We start from the raw sequence: 10710 nt of genomic DNA on the forward strand, positions 1-10710 counted from the left end.
TCAACCAAAGTGTACCACGCCGGAGAATTCATGAGCCAACTTGAACTGAACGATCGCACACTGATCCTGCATCGCTTCCCGCAGATGCGTGACGAAAGTCCATTACAAGCCTGGGATGCGGCTGATGAATATCTGTTACAGCAGGCGCTGCCAGAGGGGCCGGTGCTGGTCTTCAACGACAGTTTCGGGGCCTTAACCTGCGCCCTGAATTCGCGTACCGTCTGGCACGTCAGCGACTCCTGGTTGAGCCAGCAGGCCGCCCGTCAGAATCTGACCTTTAATGGGCTGGATGACAGCAACGTTCACTTTGTTGATAGCCTGGCTGACCTGCCTGCTTCACCTGCGGCTGTGCTGATCAAGGTGCCTAAAACCCTGGCGCTGCTGGAGCACCAGCTGCGCGCCATTCGCGAAGTTGTCACGCCTGATACGGTGATTCTGGCGGCGGCGCGCGCCAAAGAGATCCATAACTCTACGCTGCAGCTGTTCGAACAGATCATTGGTGAAACCAAAACCTCACTGGCGTGGAAAAAAGCGCGTCTGATCTACAGCCAGTTCAGCAAGCCTGAACTGCGTGAGGCCACGCCGACGCTGGTCTGGCCGCTGGATGGCACCCCTTATCAGATTCACAACTACGCCAACGTCTTCTCGCGCGCTTCGCTGGATATCGGCGCACGGCTCTTTGTGCAGCATCTGCCGGAAAACATTGAGGGCGAGATTGTCGATCTCGGCTGTGGTAACGGCGTGGTGGGACTGGTGGCGCTGGAGCAGAACCCGCAGGCCGAGGTGCATTTCCTTGATGAGTCTTACATGGCGGTCGCCTCCAGCAAGCTTAATGTGGAAGTGAACCGTCCTGAGGATCTGTCACGCTGTCAGTTCCTGGTGAACAACGTGCTGAGTGGCTATCCGTCAGATCGGCTGCACGCGGTGCTGTGCAACCCGCCGTTCCACCAGCAGCACGCGGTGACCGATCACCTGGCATGGCAGATGTTCCGCGATGCCAAACGCTGCCTTCAGTATGGCGGCGAGTTGCGCATTGTCGGCAACCGCCACCTCGATTATCACCACAAGCTGAAGAAGCTGTTTGGTAACTGTACGCTGATCGCCTCTAACCAGAAGTTTGTGGTGCTGCGCGCGGTGAAAATGCGCTAGTCAGACGGTTAATGCCAGCTGCGTCGCCTGCGCAATCGCACGGCGCGCATCCAGCTCCTGCGCCACATCCGCACCGCCGATGACTGTCACCCTCTGTCCTTTTGCACGCAGCGCGGCTTCCAGTTCGCGCTGCGGCTCCTGTCCGGCACAGATAATCACATTATCGACCTCCAGCAGCAGCGTTTCGCCGTTGCGCCGCAGATGCAGGCCGCTGTCATCAATCGCCAGATACTCAACGCCGCCCCACATCTCTACGCCCTGCGCCTGCAGACTGGCGCGATGGATCCAGCCGGTGGTTTTTGCCAGCCCGGCACCCGGTTTTCCCGATCGGCGTTGCAGCAGCCAGATTTGCCGTAACGCGGCAGGCGGCTCGGGTTTCATCACGCCGCCACGCTGCGTCAGGCTGTGGTCGATGCCCCATTCGGCATAAAACGCCGCCAGATCCTCGTCATGGGATGGATGTGACAGATACTCCGCCACATCAAAGCCAATACCGCCGGCGCCGATAATCGCTACCCGTTTACCTACCGGGCGCTTATCGCGCAGCACTTCCAGATAGCTCAGCACGCTGGGGTGGTCGATGCCCGGAATATCGGGCGTACGCGGCTGAATGCCGGTCGCCAGCACCACTTCATCGGCGTCACTCAACTGATCCGCCGTCACCCGCCAGCCCGTCTGAACCGTCACGCCTGCGGCCGCCAGCTCATGCCGGAAATAGCGCAGCGTTTCGCTGAACTCCGATTTGCCAGGGATCAGCCGGGCAATATTGAACTGACCGCCTATCTCCGGCGCGGCCTCATAGAGTGTTACCTGATGACCGCGCTGCGCCGCCTGCAGCGCAAACGCCATGCCGGCCGGACCGGCACCCACTACGGCCAGCCTGCGCGGGGCGGTGCTGGCGATGACCGGCATCAGCGACTCATGGCAGGCGCGCGGATTGACCAGGCAGGAGGTAATTTTACCGGCGAACACCTGATCGAGGCAGGCCTGATTACAGGCAATGCAGGTGTTGATGCTGTCCGGTTCACCGCGCTGTGCTTTAGTGACAAAGGCGGAATCGGCGAGAAAAGGGCGCGCCATCGACACCATATCGGCGCAGCCGGACTGCAACAGCTGCTCGGCGACGGCGGGATGGTTGATGCGATTGGTAGCGATGACCGGCACCTTCACCTGTTCACGCAGGCGCTGCGTCACCCACGCAAAGGCCGCACGCGGCACGCAGGTGGCGATGGTCGGGATGCGCGCCTCATGCCAGCCAATACCGGTATTAAACAGCGTGACGCCGCACTGCTCCAGCTCGCCCGCCAGCAACAGCGTCTCCTCCAGCGTGCTGCCCTCTTCGATCAGGTCGAGCATCGACAACCGGAAGATGATGATAAAGGCGTCACCGGTCGCGGCGCGAACGGCGCGGGTAATCGCCAGCGCGAACTGCATCCGCTGCCGGAAGTCGCCGCCCCAGCGGTCGGTGCGCTGATTGGTGTGCTTCACCAGAAACTGATTAATCAGATAGCCTTCGGAACCCATGATCTCCACGCCATCGTAGCCCGCCTGCTGTGCCAGGCGGGCGCAGCGGGCAAAGTCATCAATGGTCTGTTCAATCGCCGCCTCGCTCATCGCCTGTGGCGTAAACGGGTTAATCGGCGCCTGGCGTGCCGAGGGCGCAACCAGATCGGGCTGATAGCTGTAACGACCGGTATGCAGGATCTGCAGGGCGATTTTGCCCTGATGCTGATGTACCGCCTCCGTAATCTGCCGGTGCCAGTCACATTGCGTCTCGTCGGTGAGCATCGCGCCATGCGCGGTGGTGACACCCTGGGCATTGGGGGCGATGCCGCCGGTGACGATCAGCGCGACGCCTTCACGCGCCCGCTCGCCGTAGAAAGCCGCCAGCCGGGCTGCGCCATCCGGGTGTTCTTCCAGTCCGGTGTGCATCGACCCCATCAGAAAGCGGTTTTTCAGTCGGGTAAAGCCAAGGTCCAGCGGCGTAAACAGCGCAGGATAGTCAGGATTGACGGACATGATAGTCACTCACGGTAAAGTGGTCGGATGAGTTCACTCTAGCCACTTCTGCGTTAAAAAAAAGTGAAAGAATGTCAGGGTGTGAGTGAAATCATAAACAACGGCAGGGGAGTGAGGTGAGTAACAAAGAGTGGGCGGAGGTCGCCCGTGCCTTGCGCAAAGAGGTGAAGACCGCCATCCGTGGCCCGCGTAGCTTTGCGACAGGCGTCAGCGCCCGTCGCTGTTCAGGTTCCGCTACATGCTGTCAGCGCGGTGCCAGAAAACCCATTAACGTCGACGGATCCACGAATAGCGGGAGTGATAGCCGCTGCCGTGGTGGGTATTGAAGCGGTAGCTTGAACCGCTTTCGGCCATGCAGTAGGTGCAGACATTGACGTTATCGATCTGCGCAGCTGGCACACCCGCGTTTATCAGCAACTGCGTTGCCAGCGCAGGCAGATCGAACCAGACACCCTGCTGGCGGGCAGCGGCCTGTGGACGTTGCGCCAGAGGATTAACCGGCTGGTTCTGGTGCCAGCGCAGCCCGCTGGCCAATGCCGGGTTCTGCGCAATCTCCGCCAGCTGCGGTTCGGCCAGTTCATAACAGCAGGGGCCCATCGCCGGACCGATCGCCACCATCAGGTTCTGCGGCTCACAGCGCTGCTCGCACAGTTTTTCAACCGCGCGGGTCAGCACACCCGCCAGCGTACCTTTGAGTCCGGCATGAACCGCGGCCACGATCCGCTGCTGGCGATCGGCGAACAGCACTGGCAGGCAGTCGGCGGTGTAGACCGCCACCGGGCGCGTCCCGCTGCTAATCACGCCGTCAGACTCGCAGCTTTTGGGTGGGATGTTCTCGATATCGGTGACCACGGTCGCGCTGTGGCGCTGATGTCCATAGGCTGCATCAGCGGGTGGGGGCTCACCGGCTGGCTGAAACGCATATTCGAGCCACTCCAGCGAATCGAGCAATGGCGAGCGCGGGATCACGGCCATAGGAATCTCCTGTTATAACAGCGTGCGTTGGGCTGCCCACAGCTTACGTTAACTGCTACATTTTTGAAGCTTCTCCTCAGACCTTTCTCACCTTAAGGATGAAATGATGAAAACCTCCGCAAAACTGGCTGCATCCGGACTGGTCGCGCTGCTGCTTACCGGCTGCGCCTCGTCGACACATCAGACCGCGCAACAGCAACTCGGCCAGCAATCGGTGCTGGCGGTAAACTGGTTCCAGCAGTCTGGTGAATATCAGGCGCTGACCTGGCAGGCATTTAATACCGCGCGTATGGCGTTTGATCAGGCCCCCTCGCTGACTGGCAAACCCAAAGCGGTGATTGTCGATCTGGATGAGACGATGCTGGATAACAGCGCCTACAGCGCGTGGCAGGCGAAGAACGGCCAGCCGTTCAGCAGCAAAACCTGGTCAGCCTGGACACAGGCGCGGCAGGCGAAAGCGGTGCCGGGCGCGATAGAGTTTGCGCGTCATGTCACACAGAATGGCGGCACGCTGTTCTATGTGTCGAACCGCGATCAGAAAGATTACGCGGCCACGGTCGCTAACATGCAGCAGCTTGGCTTCCCCAACGTCAGCGATAAAACGGTACGTCTGAATACTGACAGCTCCAATAAGCAGGCGCGTTTCGATGCCATTAAAAATGCCGGCTATAACGTGGTGCTCTACGTTGGCGATAACCTCAACGATTTTGGTGGCGCGACCTGGCATCAGGGTAATCAGACGCGTCGTGATTTTGTGAATCTTAACCATCAGCAGTTTGGAACGCAGTTCATCGTGCTGCCGAATCCGCTCTACGGCGACTGGGAGAGCGGAATGGCGGAAAACTACAATAAACTGACGCCCGAACAGCAGCTGTCTGTGCGGGAATCGCGCCTGCAAAGCTGGAACGGTAAATAATTCGTCAAGAAAAAGAGCCTGACCGTGTCAGGCTCTGTTAAAACATGGTCCTGATTTACTTTCTCCCGTCACTATTTTGCTGCAAATTAAATTAATTATCTCTTGCTTCATTCTTATCTAAAATCAGGCATATCTGACTGGCTATCAGCAATTAAGCCGGTTGATCGTGCTAATGGTTAATTTTTTAATTAAGAGTATTCCTGGTAAAAAGCAGGCCGGTTGGTATGGCAGTGAATATCCCCTTGGTTAATGATTGTATTTTTTTGTCAGCAATAACTTTAGTTTATTATCTTTTGTATTTTAATCTATTGAAATTATTGAACTTAAAATGATTTCCGCTAATTATTTCACTTCTCTGCTGCTTAATTAAATTTACTCACCCCTGACTCTTACTGACGCCAGATTGACAAATAGCATGATGTTAAAGTGCTGTGAAATATTGCTCGTGCATTGGTAATGGTTAGCGGCTATAACCTTTTTCTGTGACTCAGTTCTTATTTACCTGGCGGCTCACGCTTTATTTGTGAGCCGATACACTTTGTGGTTAGCCAGGATGCGACATCCCGGTAGTAGAGAGAAGATGATTGTGACGACACTTAAACCCTTATTAGCGAAAAATCGCAGTTGGGCATTACAGCGCCGCCAGCGTAATCCAGACTACTTTAAAAAATTCCTTCATCAGCAAAAGCCGCACTCACTCTGGATAGGTTGTTCTGATAGTCGCGTTCCGGCAGAAGTCTTAACTGGCTCCCATCCTGGCGAACTCTTTGTGCATCGTAATATCGCCAACATGGTGATTGAAGACGATGACAATTTACTGAGCGTGCTGCAATACGCGCTCTTCTTTCTCGGTGTAAAACGCATTGTATTAAGCGGCCACTATGGCTGCGGTGGGGTGGAAGCCGCGCAGAATCTGCCGGGCAGCGTGCTGGACGGGCAGGAGAGCGCGCTGGCGAGACGCATTCAGACGTTGCGTCATGACATTCAGCATGGCCTGGCGGAAAGCCCCCCTTCAGACGCGGAGCCGGGTGAACAGCTCGATCGGCTGGTTGAGGCCAACGTTAAGGCGCAATTCGCCAGACTGGTGAAATCTGAACCGGTCCGGCAAATCTGGCAATCGGGCCAGGAACTGGAGGTGTTTGGTTGTGTGTATGACCTGCGCTCCGGCCATCTTAAAGAGCTGATTCATCAATCTGCAGAGGAACCTTCATTATGAACCTCGATACCCTGCGTCGCGACATTCCTGCGGGTCTGGTGGTGTTTCTGGTCGCCTTACCGCTCTGTCTTGGCATCGCACAGGCCAGCGGATTACCGCCGTTTGCCGGTCTGCTGACTGGTGTGATTGGCGGCCTGGTGGTCACATCACTGAGTCCGTCCCGGTTTGCCGTCAGCGGCCCGGCGGCAGGCCTGGTCACCATCGTCGTTGCCTCAATGGCGTCTCTGGGCAGTTTTTCCGCCTTTCTCACCGCGCTGATTATCGCCGGAGCACTGCAATGTCTGTTTGGCCTGCTGCGTGCCGGACGGTTTATTTCGCTGGTGCCGGGCAGCGTCATCAAAGGGATGCTGGCGGCGATCGGTTTGCTGCTGATCATGCAGCAGATCCCGGTGGCGCTGGGAGCCGCGGGCGATGCGGAGCTGGTTTCACTGGTGACCGGTGAGATGACCTTCTCGCTGCCTGCGGTAGCGGTAGCGGGTGTCGGCCTGGCCATTTTATGTCTCTGGACTACCGCACCGGTGAAGCGGATCAAAGCGCTGGCCTGGATCCCTGGGCCGCTGATTGCCGTGCTGATAGGCTGCCTTGCTACCGTCTTGGGTGGACGGCTGTTCCCGGAGATGACCAGCGGTCTGGCGCGTATTTCGTTGCCCGCTTTTGACAGCATTTCCGCGCTGGTAGCAGAGCTGGAAACGCCCGACTGGATGGCCTGGCAGAATCCGCAGGTCTGGGTTGTTGCGGTAACCTTAGCCCTGGTCGCCAGTCTGGAAACGCTGCTGAGTCAGGAGGCGCTGAAAAAACTGCGTCCTCAGACGCCCGCGCCATCGCCTAACAAAGAGATGTTCGCGCAGGGCATCGGTAACCTGGCGGCCGGTTTCCTTGGCGCGATGCCGATAACGGCGGTGATTGTGCGCAGTTCGGTTAACGTCAGTGCGGGCGCGCAGACCAAACTGTCGATCTTCATTCACGGTGTGCTGCTGCTGATTTGCGGCATGTGGTTCAGTGAGATGCTGAACGCCATTCCGCTGGCCAGCCTCGCTGCCGTGCTGCTCTATACCGGCTACAAGCTGGCGACACCCAAACTGTTTATTGAGCAGTTCCGGATGGGCGCGCAGCAGTACGTGCCGTTTCTGGCCACCATCGTCGGTATTATCACGCTGGGCATGCTGGTCGGGATTGGTATCGGCATCGCCACGCAGATCCTCTATAGCATCTATAAAAGCCATCGCAACGCGCTGCAGCTCACCCGCTATGACGACCACTACGTGCTGCGCTTTCAGCAGAACCTGACCTTTATGCACAATCCAAAGCTGCAGGGATTGCTGGATGAGATCCCGGAGAACAGCGTAGTCATCGTCGATAACGACAATGCGGAATATATCGATCCCGACGTCAAAGCGGTGCTGAAAGATTTTGGCGATAATGCCGACAAACGCGGCATTCGCCTGAGTCAGTGGCCGGTTGCCGTAAAATAGCGTTTAGCGCAACGGTAAAGTCGTCAGAACAGCAAAAATCGGATATCTCGGATATCCGATTTTTTTATTTGCGATGCATAATAGAGCCCCAGTTTTTGCTGTCATCTGATGGGTTTAGCCTCAAAACGGTAACTTTTCTGAGTTAGCCCATGAAACGAGGTTTTATCGCCGGATGACATTGAGGAGATTCAGGATTTAATCATTCTGACACCACGCGCCTGTCCAGGCTGGCGTGGACAGCCAGCCTCTCTGTGACAAGGTCCGGATGTATGCGCATACAGCTGTTTGAAGAGCACAACGTTAAGAAGAACGCATTTTCACTGTTTTTAATCACGTTGCTGTTTTGCTTTATCGGCGGACACCTGCGCTTTCCACAGGAGCTGTCGCTGTTCTGGCCGGTCAATGCGATTGTCACTGGCGTGATCGTCCGGAATCCTTTTCTGCATCAGACCCGCTATTACCTGGCCACCTTTGCTGCGATGGTGTTTAACGACATCGTTTTTTCAGGCTGGGCGCTCTCTGCTTTTACCCTCAACATGGCGAATCTTCTGTTTGTGCTGGTGGCGGTGACGCTGCTGGTAAAACATCTTCAGCACGACTCCGGCAGCGAGCGTATAACCAGCGTGCTGCGCATTTTTCCGGCCTGTCTGCTGGCCGGACTGGCCTGCGCCAGCTGGGGGGCGCTGGCGCAGCAGGCCGATTTTAACAGCGGGCTGGTGACGGCCTGGGGCGAATGGTTCAGCGAACAGTTCTCAACCGGGCTGATGCTGCTGCCCTTTTTGCTGACGCGCGACTGGGCGTCGCTGTCGCCCCGGCAGTTAATGCAGATGCGCAAGCTGGCACCGGTTGTCGCCGTGATTTTTTCGCTGATGATTGGCGCGATGATGGGCGGCGCAGGCAGCCTGACGTTCCCGGTTCCGGCGCTGGTCTGGTGCGCCATCGTGCTGCCGATGCCGCTCACCAGCCTGGTGATTTTGCTCACCGGCATTAGCGAAATTATTCTGGTTTCGCACGGTGTGATGAATATCCAGGGCGATGACAATATGCTGCCGATCACCCATCTGACCTCGGCACGGCTGGGCGTGGCGACCATTGCGATCAGCCCGCTGATTGTGGCGGTGAGCATGGATGCGATTCGCCAGCTCAACCAGCGTCTGGCGCTGCGCGCCAACTATGACTTCCTGACCCGGCTGCTGTCGCGTTCCGGCCTCTATGAAAGTCTGCGTGCTGAGCCGATCTTCCCGGACCGCCGGGCGGGCGTGATCCTGCTGGATGTCGACTATTTTAAAGCGATTAACGACAATTTTGGTCATGATGCGGGTGACAGCGTGCTGGAAGAGATCGCCCGCCGTATGCAGCGCGTCGTGGGTAAAGAGGGGCGCATCTGCCGTTTTGGCGGCGAAGAGTTTGCGGTGGTGCTGTTCGACCAGAATCCGGAAAAGCTCTATTTTCTTGCTGAGAGCATCCGGCAGAAGATGGCTAAAGAGAAGTTCTGGCTGCAGGGCAGTACGGCCACGGTAACCGTCAGTCTGGGGCTGGCGCATGGCAGTGCCGGTGAGGCGACGGAGTGGCACCGCGTGATCAACCGGCTGATCTCCGCAGCCGATAAAAATCTCTATCTGTCGAAACGCAATGGCCGCAATCAGACCTCGCCGGTTAACTACCGTGCCATCACCAGCGACGTGGCATAACGCCACGCCGCCGGGTTCTGTCAGCTGACGCTGCTTTTCAGGGTACTGGCCTGCTGGTGGCGTTCAATCGCCAGGTCGATCAGACGACTGATCAGATCCTGATAGCTGAGTCCGGCCGCCTGCCACAGTTTCGGATACATGCTGATATTGGTGAAGCCGGGCAGGGTATTCACTTCGTTGACGATAATTTCGCCATCGGCAGTTAAAAACACATCGACGCGCGCCATGCCAAAGCACTCCAGCGCGGTAAAGGCTTTGATGGCAACCTCACGTATCGCATCGCTGGTTTCCGGTGAAATGGCTGCCGGGACCACCGTCTGCGCACCGCTCTCAGAGATATATTTGGTGTCATACGAGTAGAAGGCGTCATGCACCACCACTTCACCGCAGGGGCTGGCTTCAGGGGCATCGTTGCCCAGCACCGCACACTCGATCTCGCGACCTTTGATACCCTGTTCAATCAGCACCTTGCGGTCAAAGGAGAAGGCCAGCGCCAGCGCGGCATCAAACTCTTCAATGCTGTCCACTTTGCTGACGCCCACCGATGAACCCTGGTTGGCGGGTTTGATAAACAGCGGCAGGCCAAAGCGGGCAATGACTGCGCTGGCGTCCAGCTGTGCGCGCTGGGCCTGGGTGACGCTCACCCACGGCGCGACGTTGAGGCCGGCGTCGCGCAGCAGGCGTTTGGTAAAATCTTTATCCATGCTGACCGCAGAGCCCAGCACGTCGGAACCGACAAAAGGTAACGAGGCCATACGCAACAGGCCCTGCAGGGAGCCATCTTCACCCAGCGTACCGTGCACGATAGGGAAAATAACGTCGATCTGCGACAGTGGATGGGCGTTATGACGGGTGATGATCTGCTGCTGAGTCGTGCCGGGCACCAGCGCCACATCTTCAGCGGCGTGATTCAGCGCGATCAGCGCCGGATTTTCAGCGTTAAGTAAGAAGTTTGAAGCATCGTTAAGACGCCAGTGTCCCTGCTTATCAATGCCCAGCAACACCACGTCAAACCTGGTTTTGTCGATCGCCTCAAGGATATTTTTGGCCGACTGTAACGACACCTCATGCTCAGCCGATTTCCCGCCAAACACGATCCCTACCCGCAACTTTGTCATCAATTTTGCCCACTGAAAAAATCAAAACCACAAGATAGCATGGGCTTCGCGAGGGAAAACAGGGCAGGGCGACAGATAATTGTGAGCAGGCGATTAACCCTCGCCACTCACCAGAACGCTGCCGTTGAGCTGCCCGTGCTGACGCGGGTGGCAG

At 57.2% G+C, this 10710-nt stretch carries 8 protein-coding genes; 5 read left to right on the top strand and 3 right to left on the bottom strand.

The window, feature by feature from the left end; all coding sequences use genetic code 11:
• Positions 1-30 precede the first annotated feature (30 nt).
• Positions 31-1149, top strand: a complete 1119-nt coding sequence (gene rlmG, locus ACX8ZY_RS02965) for a 23S rRNA (guanine(1835)-N(2))-methyltransferase RlmG (RefSeq protein ID WP_421665211.1) — start codon at positions 31-33, stop codon at positions 1147-1149.
• Here the strand turns inward: rlmG and ACX8ZY_RS02970 are convergent, their stop codons facing one another.
• Together ACX8ZY_RS02970 and ACX8ZY_RS02975 are read right to left on the bottom strand one after the other, a co-directional pair.
• On the bottom strand, positions 1150-3168 hold the full coding sequence (locus ACX8ZY_RS02970) for an oxidoreductase (RefSeq protein WP_421665212.1): 2019 nt from the start codon (positions 3166-3168) through the stop codon (positions 1150-1152).
• 267 nt (positions 3169-3435) lie between these two features.
• Positions 3436-4143 (bottom strand): polyphenol oxidase family protein, encoded by a 708-nt coding sequence (locus ACX8ZY_RS02975; protein WP_158131372.1) that lies wholly within the window; start codon positions 4141-4143, stop codon positions 3436-3438.
• A 106-nt stretch (positions 4144-4249) separates the two neighbouring features.
• On the opposite strand from ACX8ZY_RS02975, the gene ACX8ZY_RS02980 reads away from it, so the two are divergent.
• The 4 genes from ACX8ZY_RS02980 to ACX8ZY_RS02995 all read left to right on the top strand — a co-directional run bounded on the left by ACX8ZY_RS02980 (position 4250) and on the right by ACX8ZY_RS02995 (position 9438).
• Entirely contained in the window at positions 4250-5059 is an 810-nt protein-coding gene (locus ACX8ZY_RS02980; RefSeq protein WP_010699771.1) for a 5'-nucleotidase, lipoprotein e(P4) family, read from the top strand.
• Positions 5060-5639: 580 nt separating this feature from the next.
• On the top strand, positions 5640-6275 hold the full coding sequence (locus tag ACX8ZY_RS02985) for a carbonic anhydrase (RefSeq protein ID WP_029519418.1): 636 nt from the start codon (positions 5640-5642) through the stop codon (positions 6273-6275).
• The gene (locus ACX8ZY_RS02990) at positions 6272-7747 is read left to right on the top strand and encodes a SulP family inorganic anion transporter (protein ID WP_052271971.1); all 1476 of its coding nucleotides are present in this window, start codon (positions 6272-6274) and stop codon (positions 7745-7747) included. The genes ACX8ZY_RS02985 and ACX8ZY_RS02990 overlap by 4 nt, the downstream gene beginning before the upstream one ends.
• A gap of 269 nt (positions 7748-8016) precedes the next feature.
• Positions 8017-9438 carry a GGDEF domain-containing protein gene (locus ACX8ZY_RS02995; RefSeq protein ID WP_421665213.1) on the top strand — a complete coding sequence of 474 codons (1422 nt, stop codon included), beginning with the start codon at positions 8017-8019 and terminating at the stop codon, positions 9436-9438.
• A 20-nt stretch (positions 9439-9458) separates the two neighbouring features.
• On the opposite strand, the gene ddlA is transcribed toward ACX8ZY_RS02995, so the two are convergent.
• Positions 9459-10556, bottom strand: coding sequence for a D-alanine--D-alanine ligase (ddlA, locus tag ACX8ZY_RS03000; RefSeq protein WP_010699767.1), 1098 nt, complete (start codon positions 10554-10556; stop codon positions 9459-9461).
• Between the last annotated feature and the right edge of the window lie 154 nt (positions 10557-10710).

Source organism: Pantoea sp. XAF26B01_ASV70, from assembly GCF_054512635.1.

Excerpts from the sequence above, each read along its gene's own strand:
- ACX8ZY_RS02975 (WP_158131372.1), bottom strand. The coding sequence starts at position 4,143 with ATGGCCGTGATCCCGCGCTCGCCATTGCTCGATTCGCTGGAGTGGCTC.
- ACX8ZY_RS02980 (WP_010699771.1), top strand. The coding sequence starts at position 4,250 with ATGAAAACCTCCGCAAAACTGGCTGCATCCGGACTGGTCGCGCTGCTG.
- ACX8ZY_RS02985 (WP_029519418.1), top strand. The coding sequence starts at position 5,640 with ATGATTGTGACGACACTTAAACCCTTATTAGCGAAAAATCGCAGTTGG.
- ACX8ZY_RS02970 (WP_421665212.1), bottom strand. The coding sequence starts at position 3,168 with ATGTCCGTCAATCCTGACTATCCTGCGCTGTTTACGCCGCTGGACCTT.
- rlmG (WP_421665211.1), top strand. The coding sequence starts at position 31 with ATGAGCCAACTTGAACTGAACGATCGCACACTGATCCTGCATCGCTTC.
- ddlA (WP_010699767.1), bottom strand. The coding sequence starts at position 10,556 with ATGACAAAGTTGCGGGTAGGGATCGTGTTTGGCGGGAAATCGGCTGAG.
- ACX8ZY_RS02990 (WP_052271971.1), top strand. The coding sequence starts at position 6,272 with ATGAACCTCGATACCCTGCGTCGCGACATTCCTGCGGGTCTGGTGGTG.
- ACX8ZY_RS02995 (WP_421665213.1), top strand. The coding sequence starts at position 8,017 with ATGCGCATACAGCTGTTTGAAGAGCACAACGTTAAGAAGAACGCATTT.